This is a genomic window from Mammaliicoccus sp. D-M19, assembly GCF_022386695.1.
Classification (GTDB): domain Bacteria; phylum Bacillota; class Bacilli; order Staphylococcales; family Staphylococcaceae; genus Mammaliicoccus; species Mammaliicoccus sciuri.
On record NZ_JAJNHW010000003.1, the window covers coordinates 132,955 to 157,686 of the forward strand.

At 33.3% G+C, this 24,732-nt stretch carries 24 protein-coding genes; 7 read left to right on the forward strand and 17 right to left on the reverse strand.

Annotated features, from left to right (window positions below; translation table 11 throughout):
* Nucleotides 1–25 precede the first annotated feature (25 nt).
* Together LQ675_RS08850 and LQ675_RS08855 are read right to left on the reverse strand one after the other, a co-directional pair.
* Nucleotides 26–1,360 (reverse strand): NCS2 family permease, encoded by a 1,335-nt coding sequence (locus LQ675_RS08850; protein WP_025906798.1) that lies wholly within the window; start codon nt 1,358–1,360, stop codon nt 26–28.
* A 224-nt stretch (nt 1,361–1,584) separates the two neighbouring features.
* Complete coding sequence (locus LQ675_RS08855; protein WP_048541072.1) at nt 1,585–3,720, reverse strand: DNA topoisomerase III; 2,136 nt, start codon at nt 3,718–3,720, stop codon at nt 1,585–1,587.
* A gap of 142 nt (nt 3,721–3,862) precedes the next feature.
* Between LQ675_RS08855 and LQ675_RS08860 the strand changes: the two genes are divergently transcribed.
* From LQ675_RS08860 to LQ675_RS08870, 3 genes are all read left to right on the forward strand, one after another.
* Complete coding sequence (locus tag LQ675_RS08860; protein WP_048541074.1) at nt 3,863–4,735, forward strand: GNAT family N-acetyltransferase; 873 nt, start codon at nt 3,863–3,865, stop codon at nt 4,733–4,735.
* A 162-nt stretch (nt 4,736–4,897) separates the two neighbouring features.
* Entirely contained in the window at nt 4,898–5,755 is an 858-nt protein-coding gene (locus tag LQ675_RS08865; RefSeq protein ID WP_048541076.1) for a GRP family sugar transporter, read from the forward strand.
* A 30-nt stretch (nt 5,756–5,785) separates the two neighbouring features.
* Nucleotides 5,786–6,571 carry a glucose 1-dehydrogenase gene (locus tag LQ675_RS08870; RefSeq protein WP_048541078.1) on the forward strand — a complete coding sequence of 262 codons (786 nt, stop codon included), beginning with the start codon at nt 5,786–5,788 and terminating at the stop codon, nt 6,569–6,571.
* Between the two features lie 53 nt (nt 6,572–6,624).
* On the opposite strand, the gene LQ675_RS08875 is transcribed toward LQ675_RS08870, so the two are convergent.
* Together LQ675_RS08875 and ybaK are read right to left on the reverse strand one after the other, a co-directional pair.
* Nucleotides 6,625–7,536, reverse strand: coding sequence for an AEC family transporter (locus LQ675_RS08875; RefSeq protein WP_037589023.1), 912 nt, complete (start codon nt 7,534–7,536; stop codon nt 6,625–6,627).
* Between the two features lie 104 nt (nt 7,537–7,640).
* Nucleotides 7,641–8,123 (reverse strand): Cys-tRNA(Pro) deacylase, encoded by a 483-nt coding sequence (gene ybaK / locus LQ675_RS08880; protein ID WP_171992046.1) that lies wholly within the window; start codon nt 8,121–8,123, stop codon nt 7,641–7,643.
* Nucleotides 8,124–8,168: 45 nt separating this feature from the next.
* On the opposite strand from ybaK, the gene LQ675_RS08885 reads away from it, so the two are divergent.
* Both LQ675_RS08885 and mspA read left to right on the forward strand, forming a co-directional pair.
* On the forward strand, nt 8,169–8,336 hold the full coding sequence (locus LQ675_RS08885; protein WP_088592203.1) for an SE1832 family protein: 168 nt from the start codon (nt 8,169–8,171) through the stop codon (nt 8,334–8,336).
* A 9-nt stretch (nt 8,337–8,345) separates the two neighbouring features.
* Nucleotides 8,346–8,672, forward strand: coding sequence for a membrane stabilizing protein MspA (gene mspA / locus LQ675_RS08890; protein WP_231403564.1), 327 nt, complete (start codon nt 8,346–8,348; stop codon nt 8,670–8,672).
* Between the two features lie 69 nt (nt 8,673–8,741).
* Here the strand turns inward: mspA and LQ675_RS08895 are convergent, their stop codons facing one another.
* The 5 genes from LQ675_RS08895 to LQ675_RS08915 form a co-directional block, all read right to left on the reverse strand.
* Nucleotides 8,742–9,902, reverse strand: coding sequence for an aminotransferase class I/II-fold pyridoxal phosphate-dependent enzyme (locus LQ675_RS08895; RefSeq protein WP_239727497.1), 1,161 nt, complete (start codon nt 9,900–9,902; stop codon nt 8,742–8,744).
* Nucleotides 9,903–10,330: 428 nt separating this feature from the next.
* Nucleotides 10,331–13,495, reverse strand: coding sequence for an efflux RND transporter permease subunit (locus tag LQ675_RS08900; RefSeq protein ID WP_107602210.1), 3,165 nt, complete (start codon nt 13,493–13,495; stop codon nt 10,331–10,333).
* A 125-nt stretch (nt 13,496–13,620) separates the two neighbouring features.
* The gene (locus tag LQ675_RS08905; RefSeq protein WP_048541317.1) at nt 13,621–14,871 is read right to left on the reverse strand and encodes a lipid II:glycine glycyltransferase FemX; all 1,251 of its coding nucleotides are present in this window, start codon (nt 14,869–14,871) and stop codon (nt 13,621–13,623) included.
* 366 nt (nt 14,872–15,237) lie between these two features.
* The gene (locus tag LQ675_RS08910; RefSeq protein ID WP_048541087.1) at nt 15,238–16,005 is read right to left on the reverse strand and encodes a VOC family protein; all 768 of its coding nucleotides are present in this window, start codon (nt 16,003–16,005) and stop codon (nt 15,238–15,240) included.
* Nucleotides 16,006–16,022: 17 nt separating this feature from the next.
* Nucleotides 16,023–17,225, reverse strand: coding sequence for a putative multidrug effflux MFS transporter TcaB (locus tag LQ675_RS08915; RefSeq protein WP_048541089.1), 1,203 nt, complete (start codon nt 17,223–17,225; stop codon nt 16,023–16,025).
* A 149-nt stretch (nt 17,226–17,374) separates the two neighbouring features.
* Here LQ675_RS08915 and LQ675_RS08920 point away from each other — a divergent pair, with 149 nt between their 5' ends.
* Nucleotides 17,375–18,415, forward strand: a complete 1,041-nt coding sequence (locus LQ675_RS08920) for an SDR family oxidoreductase (protein ID WP_048541091.1) — start codon at nt 17,375–17,377, stop codon at nt 18,413–18,415.
* 141 nt (nt 18,416–18,556) lie between these two features.
* On the opposite strand, the gene moaA is transcribed toward LQ675_RS08920, so the two are convergent.
* From moaA to LQ675_RS08950, 6 genes are read right to left on the reverse strand one after another with little or no spacing between them, the layout of a single operon-like run.
* Nucleotides 18,557–19,579, reverse strand: coding sequence for a GTP 3',8-cyclase MoaA (moaA, locus tag LQ675_RS08925; RefSeq protein ID WP_048541093.1), 1,023 nt, complete (start codon nt 19,577–19,579; stop codon nt 18,557–18,559).
* A gap of 28 nt (nt 19,580–19,607) precedes the next feature.
* Complete coding sequence (gene mobA / locus LQ675_RS08930) at nt 19,608–20,198, reverse strand: molybdenum cofactor guanylyltransferase MobA (protein ID WP_239727498.1); 591 nt, start codon at nt 20,196–20,198, stop codon at nt 19,608–19,610.
* A 7-nt stretch (nt 20,199–20,205) separates the two neighbouring features.
* Nucleotides 20,206–20,439 carry a molybdopterin converting factor subunit 1 gene (moaD, locus tag LQ675_RS08935; protein WP_048541098.1) on the reverse strand — a complete coding sequence of 78 codons (234 nt, stop codon included), beginning with the start codon at nt 20,437–20,439 and terminating at the stop codon, nt 20,206–20,208.
* Nucleotides 20,439–20,888, reverse strand: coding sequence for a molybdenum cofactor biosynthesis protein MoaE (locus tag LQ675_RS08940; RefSeq protein WP_048541318.1), 450 nt, complete (start codon nt 20,886–20,888; stop codon nt 20,439–20,441). Before LQ675_RS08940 ends, moaD begins: the two co-directional genes overlap by 1 nt.
* An 8-nt stretch (nt 20,889–20,896) precedes the next feature.
* Nucleotides 20,897–21,355, reverse strand: coding sequence for a molybdopterin-guanine dinucleotide biosynthesis protein B (mobB, locus tag LQ675_RS08945; protein WP_239727502.1), 459 nt, complete (start codon nt 21,353–21,355; stop codon nt 20,897–20,899).
* Nucleotides 21,352–22,611: a molybdopterin molybdotransferase MoeA gene (locus LQ675_RS08950; protein WP_048541102.1), complete on the reverse strand. Its 1,260-nt coding sequence runs from the start codon at nt 22,609–22,611 to the stop codon at nt 21,352–21,354. The genes mobB and LQ675_RS08950 overlap by 4 nt, the downstream gene beginning before the upstream one ends.
* A 67-nt stretch (nt 22,612–22,678) precedes the next feature.
* Here LQ675_RS08950 and moaC point away from each other — a divergent pair, with 67 nt between their 5' ends.
* Nucleotides 22,679–23,158, forward strand: coding sequence for a cyclic pyranopterin monophosphate synthase MoaC (gene moaC, locus LQ675_RS08955; protein WP_048541103.1), 480 nt, complete (start codon nt 22,679–22,681; stop codon nt 23,156–23,158).
* Here the strand turns inward: moaC and LQ675_RS08960 are convergent, their stop codons facing one another.
* A complete protein-coding gene (locus LQ675_RS08960; RefSeq protein WP_048541105.1) occupies nt 23,159–23,659 on the reverse strand; it encodes a MogA/MoaB family molybdenum cofactor biosynthesis protein in 501 nt (166 codons plus the stop codon).
* 11 nt (nt 23,660–23,670) lie between these two features.
* Nucleotides 23,671–24,672 (reverse strand): ThiF family adenylyltransferase, encoded by a 1,002-nt coding sequence (locus tag LQ675_RS08965; RefSeq protein WP_048541106.1) that lies wholly within the window; start codon nt 24,670–24,672, stop codon nt 23,671–23,673.
* Between the last annotated feature and the right edge of the window lie 60 nt (nt 24,673–24,732).

Sequence of the window (24,732 nt, forward strand, 5' to 3'; positions counted from 1 at the left end):
TAAATGAAGTCTCGTGGCTTTTTTATTATGCATGTACAAATACAAAGTAAGCGACAAAGACGAAGAATAAACCGTACATAATTGGGTGAATTTCTTTATGTCTTTTTGCTACGATCATTGTAATTGGGTAGAATATAAATCCACACGCGATACCTGTTGCAATTGAATATGTTAAAGGCATCATAATCATTGTTAAGAAAGCTGGTACTGCTATCTCAAATTTTTGCCAATCAATTTTACCTAAGTTACTAACCATCAACACTCCTACTATAACAAGCGCTGGTGCTGTAACCGCACTTGTAACAACTGCCATTAATGGAGAGAATAATAATGCTGCTAAGAAACAAATACCTGTTACAACGCTTGCGAACCCTGTACGTGCACCAACTGCAACACCTGCACTAGATTCTATATAACTTGTTGTAGTTGAAGTACCAAATATTGCACCTACAATCGTTGCTAATGAATCAGAGAATAATGCTTTACCTGCTCTAGGTAATTTATTATCTTTCATTAATCCAGCTTGGTTTGCAACCGCAACTAACGTTCCTGCAGTATCAAAGAAATCTATAAATAAGAAAGTTAAAACGACAATTAAGAATTGTACATTAAATATAGTAGATAAATCACCAAACGCTTCGAATGCTGCACCAAATGTTGGTGACACACTTGGTACTTTCCCTACTATACTATCTGGCATTGCAATTAAACCTGTAATTAATCCCGCAATAGCTGTTAAGACCATTCCGATGAAAATTGCTCCTGGTAATTTTTTAGCCATTAATATAATTGTAATGATAATACCGAATACTGCTAATAGTACTTCTGGGTTATGCATAGTTCCAAGTGTAACTAAAGTTGAATCTTCTTTTTTAACAATACCTGCTCCTTGTAAACCTACAAAGGTAATAAACAACCCTATACCGGCAGACACAGCCATCTTTAATTCAAATGGTATTGCATTGATAATAACCTCTCGTAAACCACTCATCGTTAATATTGCAAATATAACACCTGAGAATAACACGCCTGTTAAACCAGTTTGCCATGGAATACCCATTGTTAGCACAACTGTAAACGCGAAAAACGCATTTAATCCCATACCTGGTGCTAAAGCTATCGGGTATTTCGCAATGATACCCATAAATAAACAACCAACTAGTGCTGCTAAAGCTGTAGCAACAAACACAGAACCTTGGTCCATTCTCATTGAATCAGGTACATTTTCAACACTTGCCAAACTTAACATTGATGGGTTAACCGCTAATATGTATGCCATAGATAAGAATGTCGTTAAACCACCAAGAATTTCTCTTTTATAATTTGTTCCTAATTCATCAAACTTAAAGTAACGTTTCATCATAAGACTCCTTTATTAATTTCAACACTGTACATTGTATTACTGGGAACATCAAAAATCAATACTTTTTACGAACGTTTATATATTTTAATTTATTTATGTTCGTGTTATAGTTCGCTTTTTACGCTTTATAATCCGTGACAGTACGCCTCTAGCCAACTCAATTAAATACATAAACAAAAACTGAGACATCACATGATGTCCCAGCCTTTATTCAGATTAAGTTAGAACTTCAACCCTTTTAAAGCGTCTTTAAATGGATTGTTTTCTACTTCTTCAGTTTGCATATATTTCTTCATTTCTTTTTTGCCTATTTTACCTGATTTTCTATTTTTAAGTCTTTCGTCCATATGCTCTTGTGTTTCTGTATGACCACATACACATCTATAAGTCGCTTTTTTTCCTGTACCATAGAGTGTAAGTTTTTTCTTACAGTTTGGACATCTGGCATTCGTTTGTCTTTGTTGATTCTTTTTAGTCTTACATGTTGGATCTTGACACACAAGCATTTGACCATTTTTCGTTTTAACTTTAAGCATAAATTTTCCACAAGTCGGACACTCAGTAGTTGTGATATTATCATGCTTGAATTTGTCATCACTTTCTTTAATATCTGTGATGATTTCTCTCGTGAAGTTTCTCATTTCATCCATGAATTTATTTTTAGAATAATTTCCTTTTTCGATTTGAGTTAACTTCATTTCCCAATCTGCTGTTAATTCTGGTGATGTCAGTTGTTCAGGTGCTAAGTTTAATAATTGTTTACCTTTTGGCGTAATCTTAATTTTACCTTGTACCGATTCTATAACATTAGAACTATATAACTTCTCAATGATATCTGCTCTAGTTGCAACTGTTCCGATACCACCTGTTTCATTTAAAGTTTGAGCCAATTTCTTATCTTTAAGTTTAAAGAAATGATGTGGTGATTCCATCGCTTTAAGTAAAGTTCCTTCATTGAAGTATGCAGGTGGTTCTGTATCTTTACTAACGACATTCACTTTTTGTATATTCACGTGCTGTTGTTCTTCAAAAGGTAAAACTTTCACATGCGTCTTTTCTTCATATAATTCCTTAAAGCCTAATTCAACTGCTACTTCTTGTGTCAGTTTAAAAGTTTCTCCTTCACATGTTAATGTCACAGTTGTTTCTTCATATTGATATGGTGGTAATAATACTTCTAAAAATCTCTCAGCTACAAGCATATATATTTTTTGTTCTCTAGGAGATAACTGATCAAAGTTAGGTCTCACTTCTGTTGGTACAATCGCATGATGGTCTGATACTTTTTTATTATCAACAAAATGTTTACCCGCTTTAATTGGTTTCTTAAGCAATGGTACAGCATGAGATTTAAGTGGCGTAGCACTTAATGATGATACTCGTTCTTTCATAGATGAAACCATATCATCTGTTAAGTAGTTAGAATCTGTTCTAGGATAAGTCAGTACTTTATGCTGTTCGTACAATGCTTGCATTGTATTCAACGTTTCTTTCGCACTCATTTTATATCGTTGATACGCTGTTTGTTGCAAACTTGTAAGATCGTATAACTTTTGAGGGTACTTTGTTTTTTTCTTCTTCGAAATATTTTGGATAATACCCTTTTTATTTTGAACTTTTTGTTTAACTTGTTCTATTAAATCAGAATCAAATGTTTTATCCCCACTCTTACTCAACCATTTAAATTTATATCCTTCAACTTCAATATTCATTTGATAATACTTTTCAGGTTTAAATGATTGAATTTCTTGTTGTCTCATTTGTACAAGATTTAAAGTTGGTGTTTGAACACGACCACATGATAATTGCGCGTCATATTTCGTTGTTAAAGCTCTAGTCGCGTTTATACCGACAATCCAATCCGCTTCACTTCTACATAATGCTGCTTGATATAAATTGTTGTATGCTTCACCAGGTTTTAAATTTTGAAAACCTGCTTTAATTGCTTTTTCAGTAACCGAACTGATCCATAGTCGCTTAATTTGCTTTTTGACTTTTGCTTTTTCAATAATTAATCTTGCAACAAGTTCTCCTTCCCTACCAGCATCTGTCGCAATAATAATTGAATTCACATCGTCTCGCTTCATCAAATGTTGAACTGTGTTAAATTGGCTTCTTGATTTCTTAATTACAACATGTTTCATATAATCAGGAATAATTGGTAAAACATTTAAATTCCATTCTTTAAATTTTTTGTCGTATTCTTCAGGCGTAGCATTCGTTACAAGATGTCCTAATGCCCAAGTAACGATATAATTTTTATTTTCAAAGTAACCTTTTTTCTGATCATGAATACCTAATGCTTTAGCGATGTCACGACCTACTGAAGGTTTTTCTGCAAGAACTAATGCTTTCATTTCTTTTCACCCATTCTTTTTTACATTCGTACTATTATAACATGAATAAAAAGTGTTCTAAAGGCATGAAAAACTTTTATAAATTTTCGATTAATCGTATAATGGAATAAAATAATCGTTGAATATTAAAGGAGTGACTATCATGCAAATACTGCCTCTTAAAGAAATCGATCCGATTGCTTCTTATTTACACGAAAAAAATAGGCAAGAAACAAACTACGTGACACATATACCTCAGTCAATAGAAGATATAAAGAATGACTTAAGCCATAAATTTGATGAGAATACCTTCTACTATATAGAAGATCATGACACAATTATCGGGATATTAGGATTTGAAAGCGTAGATGATGAAACTGCAAATGTATGGGGACCAATCGTTAATGATACAAGTGAAGAAACGTTAAGCGCGTTAAAAGAAATATGGGAAACACTTTTAAACGATCATCCAAACATTAAATATTGTCACATTTCACTACATAAAGATCACATTTTAAATAACAGTAAACTGAAGAGACTACATGCGGGATATGTAGAAACGCAATATACGTTAGAAATTCAACAACCACCTTTACCAATTGATAAGAAACACCAAATGACGCCGTACAGCAAACCATATTACTATGCATTTAATAAATTACATTCCAATAGTTTCAAACATAGTGATATCAGTGCTGACGATATAATAGACTCACTAGATGATAATCATGCGCTTTATTTATATATAGCTGAAGGGCTCGTTAAAGGCTACATATATCTATCCATAGATATACCTGAGAAATTAGCCACAATTCCTAATTTAGCTTCTCACCATGATTACAGAAAACAAGGCATTGCTTTTCAAATGATTCATTTCGCGACGACAGAAGCATTTAATCACCAAGATGTCGAAACAGTTCGTATCTATGTAGATAGTAAAAAACATGAACAAATACAATTATTATATGAAAAAGTCGGTTTCCACATCGTCAATGAAACACATCATTTCAAATATGTTAGACCATACGATGTTTAACATTTAAACTAAGACCCACGAATGCTTATTGAACATTCATGGGTCTATTTTTAATAGTAAAATTACATTGTGAGCTATATGTTTTACATTAAAAAAGTTTCGGGCGTATAATACTTGGGTAGTTTAAATAATACAAATAAATAGAGAAAGCGAGTCTTGTGTATGGAATACCTTATAGCGCTATTACCAGCATTGTTCTGGGGAAGCGTCGTATTAATCAATGTTAAAGTTGGTGGAGGTCCTTATAACCAAATCTTAGGTACAACAATCGGGGCTTTCATCATCGGTTTATGTTTATTCTTCTTTGGTGATGTACACTTTACATTCACTACAGTTATTATCGGTATGATTTCTGGTGCTTTCTGGGCACTTGGACAAGGATTTCAACTTAGAAGTGTAGACTTAATTGGGGTTTCAATTACGATGCCTATATCTACAGGCTTACAATTACTTGGAACAACATTATTCAGTGCTGCATTTTTAGGAGAATGGTCAACAGGTACGCAAGTTGCACTTGGCCTATCAGGTTTAGTGTTACTAATTATCGGCGTGATATTTACATCTGTTCAGAAAAAAGGTTCTGGCAATAGCGGAAATACTAAAAAGCTTGGTAAAGCTATTCCAATATTACTCATCTCTACAGTCGGTTATGTCGTATACGTTGTAATCGGCCAAGTATTCGGTGTTGAAGGTTGGGATGCGCTATTTCCACAATCTATAGGTATGGTAATTGGTGGTATCATTTTATCATTCAAACATAAACCTACTGTTAAACATACGTCACTCAACTTATTGCCAGGGATTGTATGGGCATTAGGTAATATGTTCCTATTCATTTCACAACCAAAAGTTGGTGTCGGAACGAGCTTTTCATTTTCACAAATGTTAGTAATTGTTTCTACTCTAGGTGGTATTTACCTATTAGGTGAACAAAAAACAAAACGTCAAATGACATTTATTTGGATAGGTATCGTGTTAATCATTATTGCCGCATTTATTATTGGTGCAGCTAAAGGGTAAACTCAATATATAAAAATAGGAGTGTTTAATATGTATGAAGATTTAAAAGATAAAGTTGTGATTGTCACTGGAGGTAACAGTGGTATTGGTAAAGCAACTGCTGAACGATTTGGTAAAGAAGGATCAAAAGTTGTCATTGGATATTTAGATCACGTTGAAGAAGCTGAAAAAATCGTTCAATCTATTAAAAATTCTGGTGCTGACGCGGTTGCTATTAAAGCAGACGTTTCAGTAGAAGCAGATATCAAAAACTTGATTCAACAAACACATGAAACATTTGGTCGTATAGATGTGTTGATCAATAATGCTGGTTTCGAAAAACCAATTCCATCTCATGAAATGAGTTTAGAAGAATGGTCTAAAGTTATCGATATCAACTTAACAGGTGCTTTTATTGGTAGTAGAGAAGTCATTAATTACTACTTAGAGCATGATATTAAAGGTCAAATCATCAATACTGCAAGTGTGCACGATGTTATTCCTTGGCCAAACTACGTCAATTACGCAGCAAGTAAAGGCGGCTTAAAATTGATGATGGAAACTTTATCTATGGAATACGGTAAAAATGGTATAAGAATTAATAATGTTTCTCCAGGGGCTATTGTTACAGAACATACTCGCGAAAAATTCTCTGACCCAGCAACACGTGAAGAAACATTAGAAATGATTCCATTACATGAAATTGGTGAAGCGGATCAAGTTGCAAATATTAATGCATTCCTAGCTTCAGAACAAGCAAGTTACATTCACGGTACAACAATATATGTTGATGGCGGAATGACAAACTATCCTGCTTTCATGGGCGGTAAAGGTTAATATATAACAAAAAGCGTTTGGATGCGAAATCCAAACGCTTTTTTAATGTTTAATTAAACAAAGAAAAATTGATATACATATAATATGACGATTGATATGACAATACTTAAATTAGTAGCCATGCCGACTATAGGTAAGGTCTTATATTTAAATGTAATAGCATAAGACAATACTGAAACACCTATAGGTAATAACCAACCAATAAGTAACGTCGTTTTGATCATTGGATCATCAACAGGTAAGAAGAAATGAACAATTAAGCCCATTAATAAACCAAAGCCATAATGAAATGCTAAGTATTTAACAACAATTGGTAAGTATGCTTTTTCGATTTTAAAATTCAAGAATAAACCTAATAAGATCATGGATAATGGCATATTGGCATTTGCAATAATTTCAAAGAAATCTATCGCTTTATCAGGTACTTTAATGCTCATTATATTTAAGATAAACATAATCATATATGTCATAAGTGGTACGGTCTTTAATAAATTTAAACCCATTCGTTTAAAGTCAAACTGATCGCCACCATCATTGAAGTAACTACCAACAAAATAAGTTACACCAAACATAATGATAGCTGTACCAATGTCTAACATACCAAAGTATAATAAACCATTTTTAGGCCAAATTTGTGCGACTAATGGATATGCAAACAGTCCAATATTAACTGAAGCGGCCATCATGCCAACAGTACCTCTTATTTGATTATTATATTTTTTCTTGAATAACCATATGATTAGTAGCTTTGCTATAATGCCGTATAATAGCATTAATATAGGTAGCCATCCTAAAGATAAATCTAAATCAGATCCATTTAAATTTACAATCACTAATGAAGGCAAAGTAACATTTAGTACAAGTGTTGCAAGTACATTACCATCAGAAGCTTTAAAGAATTTAAGCTTCTTTAGAACGTATCCTAAAGCAATTAATAAAATAATCATTATAAATTTTTCTGTCACTTTATCACTTCTCTCATTAAACTCACATTTATCTATATTAACAACAGTTTAACTTCTATGCACACTTTTTGTTTGAAATATTAATAAATTATACTAAAATTAGTTTAGTTATATTTAATAATATCATCAAATCTTACATCAATGACTTTGGCTAAATCTGCTGGATCAAGTTCAATTTGATAACCACGTTTACCTGCACTTACGATAAACGTAGTTAATGGTTCTGCATTGATATCAATTACGGTTTGATATGTTTTTTTCATACCAATTGGAGAACAACCACCTCTGACATACCCTGTAACTTTGGTGAGTTGATCAAGTGGTAAGAGTTCTAATTTTTTCTGACCAACAGCTTTACTAGCTTTTTTCATATCAAGATGTTCAACGACTGGAATAACAAAAACGAAATATTCACGATTCCCATTTGTTAATACAAGCGTCTTATACACTTGATGTTCTGGTTTCTGAATTAATTGCGCAACTTCATGACCATCTAAATGATCTTTTCCTATTTTAAATTCATGAGTATGATAAAATATATTATATTGATCTAAGATGCGCATAGCATTGGTTTTTACTTTTTTCAATTTATCACCTACTTCATAGCTATTTTATAAAAAGGAGTGTTTAAAATGGATTTAAACCAACATCTTTCTGAACTTAAATATGATTACATACGTATACAAAATGACCTAGAAAAGAGAGAATCTACTGGTCAAGCAACCGACTTACTTGAAAAACAACTTGTCAAAATCGAAGAAGAAATCAGTAAAGTTCGCGCTCAACTTGATCAAGATTAACGAAAGGAAATGACTATGTTAATTCTCATACTTTTATTATTTACCATTATTTATCTTATTATTAGTTACTTAAGTATATATCAACTACATACGATGCTTACGCAAGCTTTAAGATTTATAATGGGGCTTATGCTTATTGTCTTTTTAGGCAGTATTGTATTTAGTTTTGCAATGCAAACTTGGTGGATATTAGCTGTATTGGTTTGTCTCGTTATCAATGTTGAAATCACAGCATTTAAATATCGTATTAAAGACCAAAAAGCGATTCAACTACTCAATTATATGTCGATCTTTATATTAATCATATTTGCGATTTTATTATTTATAGTGTTTTAATACCCTAAAGCATATCATCAAAATCTCATTTATGTGAAAAAGCTGAGAATCATTATTTCTCAGCTCTTTTTATTTGTATAAGTGAGCTAGACCTTGTAACCTCTTAGCACCTTCCAATAGTTCATCATCACTTAACGCTAATGAGATTCTAACGTAATTTTGACCATTATCGCCAAACGGTATACCTGGTGCGACTAAAATAGACACCTCTTGTAATAAATATTCTACAAATGCTTCTCCATCATATTCTGGAGGTGTTTGTAACCAAAGGAATATACCACCTTTCATTGGCTCAAATGGTATACCTACTTCTCTTAATGACGCTTCAAATTGATCTCTTCTCGTCTTAAATATTTCGTTTTGTTTAATAAGAAAATCATCGCATTCATTTAATGCGACAGTACTCGCATCTTGTAATGCACCAAACATACCGGCATGTGTGTGCGTTTGATATTTCTTTAAAGCGGCAATCATTTCTTTGTTACCGACTGCAAAGCCTACCCTGTATCCAGACATGTTATACCCTTTCGATAAGGAAAATATTTCTACAGCTATTTCTTTAGCACCTTCCGATTGGAGAATACTTGGATTCTTCTGATCAAATCCAAAAGCACTATATGCAAAGTCATGTATAATATTTGTTTTCGTATCTTTAAATTTAGCAATCGTTTCATCAAAAAATTCAGTATTTGCAACAGATCCAGTTGGATTATTTGGATAAGTTAAGTAAATTAATTTTGTCTTATCTAAGATTTCAGGTTCTATCTCATCCCACTGTGGTAAGTATTGATGTTCAGGCGCTAATTCTAAAGAATATGGCTTAGCACGAGCAAGTAGAACACCTGCTAAATAATCTGTATAGCCTGGATTCGGTAATAACACATAGTCTTTAGGTTCTACGACACAGATCGGTAAACCTACCAAACCATTTTTTGTACCATATAAAATACAAACTTCCTCTTCTTTATCTAAATCCACATCATATTGTCTCTTATAAAAATCTACAATCGCTTGTTTAAACGTGTCTTTACCATGAAAAGCACCATATTTCTGGTTTTCTGGCTTTTGTACGGCATTTATAAATTCATCTACAATAACTTTTGGCGTCTCACCATCTGGGACACCAACTGCCATATTAATTAACGGTAACGGACCATGTTCAACCTTACGACCCATTGTCTTTCCAAAGTAACTGTCTGGTATCTCTGATAATAGTTTTGATGTTGGCACAATAACGACTCCTCGAAATAAAATTCTTCAGACTATATTTTTGTATATGAATATATTTTATCAAAGTATGAAACACGAACAAGTATTTTCTTATTAAATTACTAAGAAATAAATCATAGTAGGCGTTTGGAATTGTTATTCTGGATGCTTATATTAGGATAGGCTGCCTTAGTTACAATTCCGCTGACTTTTGTTACTATGGGTGTCCTTAGTTACAATTCCCACGACTTTTGTTACTATGACCGCCCTTAGTTACAATTCCCACGACTTTTGTTACTATAGGCGCTTTTAATTACACTTCCACCAACTTTTGTTACTAACGGCCTCCTTAGTTACAATTCCGACGACTTTTGTTACTAACAACACCAATATATATACAACATACAAAAAGCCCCTCCTTGTCTCATAGACATGGAGGGGTTAAACATCTATTCTATACGTTCTTTTGGTCTTTTAAATATTGCTCGTTTAAATTTCATAATGATTTCATATGAAATTGGCACAACTAATAGTGTTAATATCGTTGAAGAAATTAATCCTCCTATTACTGTAATTGCTAATGCTTTAGAAATAAGGACAGAACTTCCGCCACCAAATAATAGTGGTACTAATGCCCCGATTGTCGCAATAGCTGTCATTAAGATAGGTCTTAAACGCGTGCCTGCTGCTTCTATTAATGCTTCTCTTGTAGTCATGCCCGCTTCTTCCATATTAATTACTCTATCTATTAATACAATCGCATTCGTTACAACAATACCAATCAACATTAACATACCTATCATGCTTGGTACGGATATTGTTTCTTGTGTAATTAACAGTCCTGCAATTACACCAATGATAGATACTGGTAATGAGAATAATATTGCAAATGGTGCTAATCCACCTTTGAATGTTAATACGATTACTAAATATACGATTAGAATCGCTGCGCCCATCGCAAGCAACAATTGTTCTATTGCTTCGTTGATGTCGTCGTTTGTACCGCCAACATTCAATTCAACATCTGTTGGTGTATCAATTTTAGAAACTCTTTGATTAACATCTGTTGTCACTTTCGCAACATCGTCTGCAGTGATTTTAGCATCTACAGAAACAGAAATTTTGTCATTTTCTCTTGTGATTGTATCTGGTGAAGTTGTTTTCTTCAATGTCGCAATATCACTTAGTTTCACATCTTTACCTAATGGAGATGTAATCTTAGTATCTTCTAATTTCTTCTCTGACCAATCTATTTTTTCTTTTTTAGTCAGTTTAACGTCGATAGATTTACCATCATCATTTAATTTAGTAACAACTTTTTCTTGTGTTGTTTGATTAAGCGTCATAGCAATTTGACCTGCAGAAAGTCCTAATTTGCTCGCTTTATTTTGATCAACTTTCACATCGTATTGCTCATAAGATTTAGAAAGGTTCGAACTTACATTTTCTACACCTTTAACTTTCTTCATTTCTTTCTCTACATCTTTAACTGTACCTTCTATTGCGTCAGTTGATGGACCTGATACTTTTACAGATACTTCGTTCGCTGTACCACCAGTAGAGAAATCTTGTTGTTTCCATTCACCTTTATGATTGAATTTACCGATATGGTCCATAACTTCTTTACCGACATTATCCCAGTTAGGTGTATCTTTATCGTATTTAACCATTAAAGCCATGTCATTTTTGGCAGAAGGATTAAATGGATTTTCTCCGCCTACGCTATATTGAACAAAATCTACGTTTTTATCTTTTGATAAATATTTCTCAGCTTGTTCACCGTTTTTAACAACTTGATCTTCTTTTTCACCTGGTGAAGGTTTATAAGTCAGTGCTAACATTTTATCTTCGCCTGTATCGATAAATGATTTACCAATATAAGGCGTGAATACAAGTGCAATACTTGCGATAACAAGCACAATACTTAGTACGATAACGAGCCATTTATGATTTAAATTCCATTTTAAAATGCCTTTGTATTTATTCGCTAACCAATGTCCTCTTTCTTTTTTAGCTTTCTTAATACCATTTCTAAAGAAAATGTGTGAAAGTACTGGCACAATTGTTAATGCTATAAGTAGTGAAGCTAATAAGCTAAATGCTACTGCTAAAGCAAATGGTCTAAACATTTCTCCAATTTGTCCAGTTACAAAAGCTAACGGTAAGAATACGACAATTGTAACGATTGTTGAAGACATGATTGGTATAAACATTTCTTTCGTCGCACTTGTAATCAGTTTACTACCTTTCAGTTCTTCACCTTTATCCGACATACGTCGATAAATATTCTCTATTACAACAATGGAGTCATCAATAACACGTCCAATTGCGACTGTTAATGCCCCTAAAGTTAAGATATTTAATGAAACATCCATCGCTTTTAGACCAATGAGTGCCATTAATAATGACATTGGAATAGATACCATCGCGATAATAGTTGATTTAATATCTCTTAAGAAGAACATAATGATAATAACTGCAACGATAGAACCGATTAAAGCTTTCTCAACCATCGTCGATACTGAGTCTTTAATTGTTGATGCTGTTTCCATCAATTGCACAGATTCTATGTTTTTATGATCTTTCTTATAAGCTTCGAGTTCTTTGTCTACATTATCAACGACATCTACTAAATTGGCATCTGTAGATTTCGTTACTTGAAGAGCTAAAGCATCTTTACCGTTTGTCTTAGAAATTGAATCTCGTTTCTTCTCTTGTTTAACATCTGCGATATCAGATAATTTTACAGATGGGATACTTTGAGATGCACTGCTATCATTTGATTCGGAGCCTTCTTGAGCTTGTTGTGCTTGCTGGCCTTGTTGTGATTGACTTGCAGCACTTTGTTGACCACCACTTGAAGCACCACCTGTCATAGGTATTTCTAAGTCTTTCAGCGCTTTAATTGAAGTAAATCTTCCATCTACGACAATTGATTTCAAATCATCACCAAATGTATATAAACCTAAAGGTGATTCTTTCGTAGCACCGTCGATATATTGAAGCACTTCATCCTCACTCATACCACGTTTCGTTAATTCATTTTGGTCAAATTCTAAATTTACTTCTTCTAACGTTTGACCAGACAATGATACATTTTGAACGCCGTCTACTTTTTCAAGTTTAGGTATTAAATCTGATTGCATTTGTTTTGTTACTTTTTCAAGATTATCATCTTTATCAGATATTGAATAACTCACAACTGGGAATGAATACATAGACATTCTACTCATATCTGGGTCTTGAACTCCGTCAGGTAAATCTAACGCTTCTAATTTCTTTCTTAATTCAGTCTCAGCTTCATCCATGTCTGTTTGATATGTATATTCTAATGTAATTGCTGAAGCATTTTCTAAAGACTGACTTGTTACATTTTGTACGCCTTCTAAATTTTGAACTTCTTTTTCAACTGGTTCTGTTACATTTTCTAGTACACTTTCAGGTGTTGCACCAGGATATGGTGTCGTAATAGTAATAACAGGAGTTGTAATATCCGGTAATAACTCTAGTTTCATTTTGAACGCTGAATATATGCCGCCAAGCAAAATAATAATCGTCATAAGCAAAATAGCAAATTTATTATTCAGCGAGAACTTGATCATTTTTTGAACCACTCAATTTCCCCCTAATTTATGATTTGTAAGTAATTGTATAATAATTTAATGTTGAAACAAACCTTATACATAAAGAAAGCACTAAAATTTTAATAATTTAAAGTTTTAGTGCCTTAATCTTATGTCTAGTTTCTTTTGATTTTCTTTTCGATTTTTCTTTTATATGTGACTACTGCCGGTTTTACTTTCTCGATTGCAGTATAAAGTGGTTTATTTAATACATAATCAAATTCACCGATTTTCTCACTTAAATAAGTGCCCCAAACTCTCTTGAATGCCCATAATCCATAATGTTCATGGTCTTGGTCAGGGTTATTATCCGTACCACCGAAGTCGAACTTAGTAGCGCCTTTCTCTTTAGCAAAGCGCATCATTTCAATAATCATGCGGTGATTCGGTAAAAATTCACGATATTCATTTGATGACGCACCATATAAATAATATGATTTCTTACCTGAGAAGATTAAGATACCGCCAGATAAATACACGCCATCTGGTTTTTTACTTTTTAATTCTTCCATTTCTTGAATACGTTTTTCAAAGTTACCTAGTTTTTCATCAGCATCATTTAACTGATTAACGACTTTCTTAGTTTGTCTTCTATTTGCTAATTTTTCTTTTTCTTCTAATAGTGCATCACGTTCTTTAAATAAGTCTTTTAAGACTGTATCTGGCACGACTTTGACTAAGAATAATTCACAATCCCCATCTGGATGTAAATGATCATAAATATTCTCAAAGTATGAAACATCTCTTGTTAAGAAATTATCTCTCTCGCCTGTTTCTTCCATGATTTTCGCAAAGATTTTCAAGTCGTCACGGTTACCGATGACTAATTCAGTACCTCTTTTTAGAGAGTTTCTAACACGTGAACGGTTTCGTTTATCAAAGCTTTGCATTAAGTCTTCTTCAGGTTGATCGATTTTTGTGATCATCGTCATTCTAGGTTGGATATATTTCTTACTTAATCCATCTTCAAAACCTTTATGTTCAAATCCTAATGAAGTTAAATATTCAAGAACACCTTCAGATTGATCCACTTCTATATCTGGGTCAATTTTAATGGCATAACTTTTCTCATTACGTGCGATTTCTTTAGATAATTCAAAAAGTACTTTAACAGATGTTTCGTCTTTATAATCAACAACAAAACCTCTAGATATGTAACATAATGTATATGGTAGCTTTGGCACTTTCTTAAATAAAAGTTGTGCTACACCTGTTATTTTTTCACCATCGCCCACTGCTATACGACGAGAATACCAACCTGTAAGCTTTTTGGATTCTGCCCACTTTGTAAGTTGCAACATATCACCATTTGGATGTTGCTTTACAAATTCATCATGTTGCTCATGAGTGATATTCATTTTCTTTATCGTCATTTATAAATCTCCTTTTTATCAATTCGTCTTTTAATTATACAATGAAACGTACTATAATTTCACGCAAAAGACCAATATTTGTTATACTTGTCATATAAAACATACAGTTAGGATTGAAATATATGAGACAACTTGTTCTAACGCTTTTTATTATTATAAATATCATACTGATTGCGGTCAGTCTAAATTTTGATAGCACGATTAATTATTTAAGCTATCGTATCATAACTGTTGCCTTCACCTTGCTACTAAGCATCGTCTTTATTCTCGAAAACGCACGCAAATCTATATTATTTATAGCCATTATAAGCGCCTTGATTGCACTCGTGAATTTAAGTATTATTATTCAAAGTGTCTATCTCAATGTTTATGCGAATTAGCTTTGAATTCGTAACACGCGCCTTTATATAAAATGCGCGTGTCTTTTTTTATATTTGTTGATGAGAGTGATAATGTTGTGTATTTCTCTTCTGCATCCTCTATAAGTTTAATGACAACATCATCTTCTTTAAAGCCTAACTTAACATCATCTTCGCTTTTCTCAATCTCTTTCAATCCATACCATGATTGCCAATTTTGACTAGATTCTTGAAGATTACCGACTTGAATCGTCACTTCATCAATTGATAAGTTATAATGAAAATTATCTTCTAATGAAGCTTCTCTTTCTTCATCACTTTCGCCCCACTGAATGATGAATGGTAAATTTAACTCTTGCTTATCATCTAAATATAGTAATTGCCATTGTATCGTTGTGCCGTCCTGTTTCGTTCTCGACATTTCAATTGGACCTATAATATCTAAATCAAATTGCTCTAGATGAGTCTTAACGCTATCGATATTTTGTGTTCTAAGACAGATCCTTTTAAATCCTTCTTGTACATGCTCATCTTTAAACGTATTCGCAAAGCTTAATCTACCTTCTTCCGTTTGAGCATATGAACGCGCTAAAGCTGCATCAAAGACATCAATCCACTCTATATAATGTAAATCTATATAACTTAATTGATTGTACGTTCCTAATTGTGTATGTTTACCACCTTGGATGGCTTGAATATATTGATGTGGAAATTCAATTGATTCTATACCGTCTACGTAATGAATAATATGATCAAATTTTAAATTCATGTACATACCTCCTACTTTTAAGCTGCTCTTTTAAACACTTTACTATTAATGAAGAATAAAATAATCAGCAATATTGAAACGATAATAATCGTAAGGACATATGGATATACTTCGTGTTCTCCTTTTATACCCACTAACGGTGAAACGATACCACCGAATAGAAATTGAGATAGTCCTAATAAACTTGCCGCACTTCCAGCGCCACCTTTATTGTTAGCCATCGCAATAGAAAAACCAGTCGTACCAATTGCAGATACTGGACTAACGAGTATGAAGAATCCAATCATTAATATCCAAATGGATAATCCATTCATCAATGTGATTGAAACGATAATCACACCTATAATTTGAATCATTCCGAATAAACGCATAAGTACATGTTCGTCATAATAGTCGACTAATTTATTAATAATTTGACCTGATAATATTAATCCAAAACCATTAAAAGCAAACATACAACTAAAAGCTAATGGTGAAATATGATAGACAGATTGCGTTATGAATGATGAAGCGGATATATAACTAAATAACAATGCGTATGTACATCCTTGTATAAATAAAGGCATTAAAAATTTTGGACTTTTGAGTAAATTTTTAAAGTCTGTTAGCACTTCACTGATTCTACCTGATGAACGTTCTGCTTCTGATAATGATTCTGTTAATTTTAATGAAGATAAACTAAACATAATAAAGCCGAATATCGTTAGTAAAATAAAGACCACTTTCCAAGTTGAAAATGATAATATAATACCACCCAATACAGGTGCTAAAATAGGCGCAACACCATTAACAAGCATTAATATCGCTAAGAATTTCGTTAAAGCTTTACCTTTATATAAATCACTGGAAATTGCCCGGGAAATAACTGCGCCTGCCCCACCAGTAAAACCTTGTACAAATCGTAATGCCATCATGACGTATATATTAGGTGCAAATACGCATAATATTGAAGCAACTGTATAAACAATTAATGCAACCATGAGTGGTCGCTTACGCCCTATAAAGTCAGATAGTGGCCCGACAAATACTTGTCCAACTGCTAAACCAACCATAAAGAGTGTGAGCGTTAATTGCGTGTTTGACGTTGTTGTATCAAAATCACGACTAATTTCTGGTAATGCTGGTAAATACATATCTATTGAAAATGGTCCAAATGCGGTTAATAAACCGAGAATCACGATTAAAAATAATGAAGGCTTAGCCATCTTTTGTTCGTTCATGAAATACGCTCCTTTTATATCTATTACCTAATATTATTGCTTAACAATTTTCAAATAGCAATGTTATATGTGAACACTTATTAAAATACTTTACTTTCAGATAGTCATCATTCAAAATATAGTCAGAAACTTAGAATCGGAGTGGAAACATGAACATTTTTTTAACAGGTGCTACGGGATTTGTAGGTGCAGAGTTAATACAATCACTTGCAAAAGATGCACAAAAGCAATTTTATGTATTATACAGGAGTGAGCAGAAGAAAGATCAATTGCTCAATAAATTAAATCCATCGTATCATTCAAGAATTCACTTTATTAATGGAGACATTACAGAAGTATTATGTGGTGTGTCTGAAGGTGATATTGAAACGATACCTCAAATAGATAAATTTTATCATTTAGCTGCACTCGTCAAATTTAATTTCGAACTTGCAGATGATCTTTATCAAATCAATTATATCGGCACACAACATGCTTTGGATTTAGCAGAACATATACAAACAAAGCATTTTTTATATGTATCAACAGCCTATACAGTTGGTGAGCAAGAACGTGGTAATGAAGTACTGCATTCAATCGATTCACCAACAAATAATCCTTATGAAGCGACTAAAATTAGAGCTGAACATATTGTGATGCAAAATAAAACAATGGCAACTTCAATTATTCGTCCTGCCATTATAATAGGTGATTCCGTAACAGGCGAAGCTGATTCAAACTTCACATTGTACGGCTTTATGAAAGCATTAAAAGTCTTCAAAAGACGTGTAGAAAAAAAGAAAGATCATGCAATATATAGACTATTTGGAGATGCAAGTCATACGTCGAATTTCGTACCAGTTGATTATGTTGTACAAGTACTCACAGTAGCATGTGATTATGCAGAAAACCATAAAATTTATCACGCAACCAATCAGAACCCACCATCAAATGACTTTATATTTGAGACAATCAAGAAACACTTAAACTTCCATCAATTAGAAGTTGCTCCAATGAGTGAGATAAACACAATAACAGATGAAGAAAGAGTACTGAATAGTTTTATCGATGTATTTGCACCTTACTTCTCTAAATCTATCAAATTTAATGATGAGAATACTGAAGAAATGCTCAAAAAAGCAAACGAACAGACACTCGTACTTTCAAAAGAAACATTGGATATGATTATCGGAAAATATTTTATGAAATAGTAAAACAAGCTAGGACAATCGTTTTGTCCTAGCTTGTTTTAGTTGTATTAGAATGCTGTAACTTCCACTATTTCGAATTGTGGTAGTTAGATGGGCGCTCATTTAGAGACATTTCTCAGAATTCTGTCCCTAACTTTTAATCTAACCACCTATATAGTTCATATTAATTTTATTTTTCTTTCGTCTAGCTACAGTAGCTGCTGTTCGTTCATCTGAGTATCTGTCATCTCTTATATTCCATAAATACTTTAATATGGTTAATAATTCTTCGTCCGTCTTACCGCTTCTTAGCTCTGATTTTATATCATAGCCATTCTTTTCAGCAAATAAGCAACCATAAAATTTACCATCAGATGAAATTCTTGCTCGTGTACATGATGAACAAAACGATGCTGATACACTCGTGATCAAACCAAATTGTGCGCCATTATCTTTATGGCGATAGTATGTTGCAACTTCTCCAAAATAATTGGCTTCTACTGGTTCTACATCATAGGCTGAAGAAATGATATTTAACATTTCTTTCTTAGTGACGACTTTATCAAAATTCCACCCATTATCATTACCTACATCCATAAATTCTATAAATCTTACGATAATGTTTTTCTCTTTAAAATGCTCAACAAGTGGTAGTATTTCTTGGTCGTTCACCCCTTTTTGGATTACGACATTCACTTTAACTTTTAAACCTATGCTCACTGCATAATCTATTTGATCGAGTATTTGAGAAGCGGATATTTGACGATTATTAATCGATTTAAATAATTCATCATCCATTGCATCTATACTTACATTCACTCTACGTAGTCCTGCATTGTATAAATTCAATCCATGTTTTTTTAACAACATACCATTTGTTGTTAGTCCGATGTCTTCAATACCTTCTATTTTGTTCAAAGCTTCTACAAGCTCATATAGATTTCGTCTTAGAAGCGGCTCTCCGCCTGTAATTCTAATTTTCTTTACACCAAGTGTGCTGTATAACTTAGATAATCTCGTAATTTCTTCAAAACTCAACAATTCTTCTTTAGGTAAGAAGACGTAATCATCTCCAAAAATTTCTTTTGGCATACAGTAATCACAGCGAAAATTACATCGGTCGGTAACGGATATTCTTAAATCTCTAATTGGTCTTCCTAATTTATCTTTGATAGGTTGATGCATCGTAACGCCCCCTCTACCTATACAATCGTTAAGACTCTGCTTTTTCTAAATCTTCAATGTAATTTATGTTTTGGTACCAATTAGTTGAATCTTTCACATTTGATACATCTAACCATTGTGAAGGTTTCTTTTCGTATATTTCTTTCATTCTAAAGGCTTCATGGTCTAACGCTTCTTTAATGTCCGCTTCGACACGATGACTATAAAATGCTAACGTCGGCATTTTTTTACCATTTGCTTCGTATCCAGCAATATCTAGCTGTTCTTCCATTACACGCGAAATAAAAAATTGATACAAATGACTAATCGCTTTTTCGGTAATTTTAGGTGTATCGCAAGCAATCACAAAATAACATTCCGAATCATGTTTTTGCATCACGCTATATATCCCACCTAAAGGACCATTATTTTTGTACTTTGATAAATCTACGACAACATCATGGTAATTGAATGAATCTTTCAATTCTTCACTCGTACTAATCACAACTTTTTCAAATAAATTCGTTTGATTTAAAGTTTGAATGATTTTTTCATAAAAAACTTCTCCATTAATTGTCGCTAACGCTTTTGGTGAACCAAATCTACTGGACTTACCGCCAGCTAGAACTATTGCTATCATTTTCTCTTTACCCTCCACTAACTGGTGGAATCAATGCAACAACATCTTGGTCTGTTATAACACTTGAATCTTGCACGAATTCCTCATTTACAGCAACTTGAAAAGTTTCATCCTTTAACTCTGGATGCTTCTCAACTAAATATTGCTTAAAGTTTAACACAGAGTAGTCTTGGTTAAGAGTTATTTGCTCTTCATTTATGTTTATTATTTCTTTTAAATGAGCAAAATACAATACTTTCATTATTCACCCTCCATTTGAATAGAAGAATGGTACTGTTTTTGACTGCCTTGCCATTCTTCACCATCTTCCCATATTTCTTTTTTCCAGATTGGTACGATTTCTTTAATCCTTTCAATTGCATATTCATTCGCCTTATAAGCATCTTGTCTATGCGGTGAAGATACACTGATGACAACAGCTATATCTGATATTTGTAATTCACCAACTCTATGTGCAATTGCAACTATTGTACCTGGCCATTTTTCTTTAATTTCATCACCTATTTGAGCTAATTTCTTCTCTGCCATTGGGATGTAAGCCTCATAAGCTAAGTACTCCGTTTTAATGCCTTTTGTCCATTCTCTGACATGTCCTGTAAAGACAACGACTGCACCTTGCTTTTCATTGAGTGTCCAGTTTCTGTATTGTTCAGGATTTATTGGATCATTGACGATTTCAAATTGTTTCACTTCAACACCTACTTTTTCAACCAATTTTCAAACCAAACTATAAAGTCTTTCTTTTCTTCAAGATTAAACGCATCAAACTGATATACGATATTTTGTAGCGTTTGTTCCAAATCTTCAGATTGCTTCGTTAAAAGTACTTTTGGAAAATGATCATGCTTAAATCCTTCAATTAGTAGTACATCAGGCTCATTAGACAAATCTTCATCTATTATTTGCTGTAATGACTTCTCCTCAAATGTTACTCTCTCTATTAACTGTTTACCCAATACGATACTTTCTTTAGCACCGCTATTTATAAACTTTAAACTGTCTACTTCTTTATGATTTAAAGAAATTTCGTCTGCACCATGCCCATGATGTTTAATTGTAGTAACTGTTAATTGCTGACTGCGAATTTCTTTAATTAATTCATTTATTAATGTTGTTTTACCACTATTTTTATAGCCAACTATTTGTAATATCTTCATAGTGTTAATTGACTTTCATATGACTGATGATCCGTTAATAGAACTTTCACATCGTCATCTTTTTGATAGCCTCTTGTTCCACCAGGTAAAATAATCATACCATTACTTTTAGCAATCGCTACAACCGCATTAGATTTATTAAATCCTGATGGTTCAGCATAAACACCTTGTGAAGTGAATGATAATTTACCTCTTATAAATCTCGTAAATGGGTTAGCTTTTTTAAAGTCTTCATTCAACTTCGCGTCTATTATGACCGGGTATATAGCATCTGCAGACATCATTTTTAGAATGGTTGGCTTAGTAAACAAATGAAATCCTGAGTAACAAGCTGATGGATTACCCGATAAACCAAACAACAACTTCTCACCTTTGCAAGCAACCGTTGTTACGCTACCAGGTCTCATTTGCACTTTATTAAAGAATACTGTTGCACCAATTGCATCATACACTTTCGGTAAATAGTCGAAGTCTCCTACTGATACGCCACCAGTTGTAATCACGATATCATGTTGTGACATTGCTTTTTCAACAATATCAATGCAACCTTGTAAGTTATCTTCTTGAATTTTGTATGTAGTAGCTTCGATATCAACTTCTTTACATAACGATTCAATCATAGGACCATTTGAATTTCTAATCTGTCCTGGTTCTAATGGCTCATTTGGTCCAACTAACTCGCTACCTGTTGCTATGACTGCAACGGTTGGCTTCTTGGATACTTTAACAGTTTCGTAGCCAAATGTTGCCAACACTGCAATAACTCCACTATTAATACGTTGACCTTTATGTAAGACGTATTCATTTTCTTTACATTCTTCTCCTTGAAACGCGACATTTTCACCTTCCGTAAATGGTTTACGAATGGTAAATCCTGTTTCTGTTTCCACTGTTTGTTCAAACATTACAACTGCATCTGCACCTTCAGGTATAGGTGCGCCAGTCATAATACGTACCGCTTCTCCACTATTTAAAGTCACATTTGAAGCTGTTCCAGCACCGATATGATCTACAACTTTAAATGATATTCTATTATCTCCTGATGCCCCTTTAGAATCAGCGCTTTTAATTGCAAACCCATCGTAAGGTGATTTATTAAATCGAGGAATATCGTAAGTTGCTTGAATATCTTCAGCAAGTATATAGTTTAAACTTTCATTTATTGATACTGTTTCTGTCTCTAACTGCTTTACTACTTTAATAACACGTTCAATTGCTTCTTTTACTGGTATAGGTGTTCTCATTTCAACTGTCAATTGTCTACACTCCCTATCAATTTATTTAAACTTACATGTTATAATATCTTTAGAAAGGATGATGATTTTGTCTGAATTTACACATTTTAACGAGCAAGGCCATGCAAAAATGGTCGATGTCTCAGATAAAGAAACAAGCACACGTATCGCAATTGCAAACTCAAGTATTAAAGTAAATCAAACAATCTATGATCAAATAAAAAATGCAACAAATAAAAAAGGCGATGTACTTGGCACAGCACAAATTGCAGGCATTATGGCTGCTAAGAATACAAGCCAATTGATACCTATGTGTCACCCACTTCAATTAACAGGCATCGATATCTCTTACGAATGGGATAAAGATCAACCATACACAATCAACATTTCAGCAACCGTTAAGACGAAAGGTCAAACGGGTGTAGAAATGGAAGCTTTAACTGCTGCAAGTGTTACAGCTTTAACAATATATGATATGTGTAAAGCCGTTGATAAAGGCATGGTTATTGGTGAAACATATTTATCTTATAAGACTGGTGGCAAAAATGGCGACTTCAAACGCCAATAGTTATTTATTAAGCTCATGTACTAAATGATTCAATTCTTTAGTTATGAGCTTTTCCATTGCTAATTTAACTGCACCTGTAGAACCCGGTATTGAAATAATAACTTGATGCCCTACTGTACCTGCAATTGCTCTAGAAAGTATCGCTCTCGTACCTACATCTTCTGTATAACTTAAATATCTAAATATCTCACCGAATCCTTCAATTTCTTTATCTAGTAAAGGCTTAATCGCCTCGATCGTAACATCTCTTTGACTAATACCTGTACCGCCAGTTGTAATAATGGCGTCAACATCATTATTAAGCCACTCATTTACTTGTGTTTGAATTTCAGTGACATCATCTTTAACAATTTGGTAATGGCCTTCTTTAATTTCAACATTGAGATCTTTCAAATATTGTTGAACAAGTTGTCCACCTTTATCTGTTTCTTTCTTTCTCGTATCACTTACGGTTAAAACTGCCACATTTATAAGACGATCTATTCTATTAACTACACTCATCGATTTAACTCCTATCCAAACATATTCTCAACAAACTGTCTGCCTTCTTCTACAGAATCCAAATCATGAATTAATAACCTACCATTATTAAATGCTACGACACGATGGTCATCGTATAAATACTGAATCATATACGCATTAGAACGATGCAATAATCCATTTTGAGCAACAAACTTTTCAATAGCTGGTCGATTAAGCTTCTCGTTTATATATTGAACAGTATGACGACCACATAATTCAGTTAGTTGTTTGTCTGAATTTGATAATTTTGAATAAGTTGGTTCTGCTCCACAAGTCTCACAATAGTCTTGTTTCATTTGTTCAAATCCAAATGATTGATGTTCACCGAACCAAACGTCACCGTACGTAATTTTAGGTGTAAATGAATAACCAGCCAATATTTTAAGTGCATCTGCAACTTGTAAACTTGCTGCCATTGTTACTGCTGGATTTATCACGCCTACTGTGTCACAAGTTCGGTTAATCACTGGCAATTGTGGTAATACACAGTTCAAGCAAGGTGTTTCTTTAGGCACAAAAGTCGCTTGAACATAAGTAGATTCTAAGCATGCGCCATATATCCACGGAATATTCATCTTGTACGCAAAATCATTAATAATTTGTCTCGTATTAAAATTATCTGTCGCATCAATAATAATGTTTGAATAACGCGCTACTTCATGTAATAACTTTGCATCACATTGCGCAATATAAGATTTTATTGTAATATCTTCACGAATTTTCATTAAATGTCTTTCTGCAGCTACAACTTTAGGTAGCATTTCTTTAATATCATTCTCTATAAATAATGTTTGTCTTTGTAAGTTTGACGATTCAACATAATCTCGATCAATAATATTGAGTCTCTGTATCCCCGACCTAGTCAACTGTTCAGCAACATGCGTACCAAGTGCACCCATGCCTACAATTGTGACACTCGCTTGTTCAATTCTTTCTTGACCTTGTTCTCCAATTTTATCGAATAAAATTTGACGAGAATAACGTTCGTTCATTTATATCAACCTTTCACGAATCTCTTTAACTCTATTATAAAGTTAAACGCTTTTATCCTC

Coding starts and splice junctions, on each gene's coding strand:
- LQ675_RS08850 (WP_025906798.1), bottom strand. CDS start 1,360: ATGAAACGTTACTTTAAGTTTGATGAATTAGGAACAAATTATAAAAGA.
- LQ675_RS08855 (WP_048541072.1), bottom strand. CDS start 3,720: ATGAAAGCATTAGTTCTTGCAGAAAAACCTTCAGTAGGTCGTGACATC.
- LQ675_RS08860 (WP_048541074.1), top strand. CDS start 3,863: ATGCAAATACTGCCTCTTAAAGAAATCGATCCGATTGCTTCTTATTTA.
- LQ675_RS08865 (WP_048541076.1), top strand. CDS start 4,898: ATGGAATACCTTATAGCGCTATTACCAGCATTGTTCTGGGGAAGCGTC.
- LQ675_RS08870 (WP_048541078.1), top strand. CDS start 5,786: ATGTATGAAGATTTAAAAGATAAAGTTGTGATTGTCACTGGAGGTAAC.
- LQ675_RS08885 (WP_088592203.1), top strand. CDS start 8,169: ATGGATTTAAACCAACATCTTTCTGAACTTAAATATGATTACATACGT.
- mspA (WP_231403564.1), top strand. CDS start 8,346: ATGACTATGTTAATTCTCATACTTTTATTATTTACCATTATTTATCTT.
- LQ675_RS08910 (WP_048541087.1), bottom strand. CDS start 16,005: ATGAATTTAAAATTTGATCATATTATTCATTACGTAGACGGTATAGAA.
- LQ675_RS08915 (WP_048541089.1), bottom strand. CDS start 17,225: ATGAACGAACAAAAGATGGCTAAGCCTTCATTATTTTTAATCGTGATT.
- LQ675_RS08920 (WP_048541091.1), top strand. CDS start 17,375: ATGAACATTTTTTTAACAGGTGCTACGGGATTTGTAGGTGCAGAGTTA.
- moaA (WP_048541093.1), bottom strand. CDS start 19,579: ATGCATCAACCTATCAAAGATAAATTAGGAAGACCAATTAGAGATTTA.
- mobA (WP_239727498.1), bottom strand. CDS start 20,198: ATGATAGCAATAGTTCTAGCTGGCGGTAAGTCCAGTAGATTTGGTTCA.
- moaD (WP_048541098.1), bottom strand. CDS start 20,439: ATGAAAGTATTGTATTTTGCTCATTTAAAAGAAATAATAAACATAAAT.
- mobB (WP_239727502.1), bottom strand. CDS start 21,355: ATGAAGATATTACAAATAGTTGGCTATAAAAATAGTGGTAAAACAACA.
- LQ675_RS08960 (WP_048541105.1), bottom strand. CDS start 23,659: ATGAGTGTAGTTAATAGAATAGATCGTCTTATAAATGTGGCAGTTTTA.
- LQ675_RS08965 (WP_048541106.1), bottom strand. CDS start 24,672: ATGAACGAACGTTATTCTCGTCAAATTTTATTCGATAAAATTGGAGAA.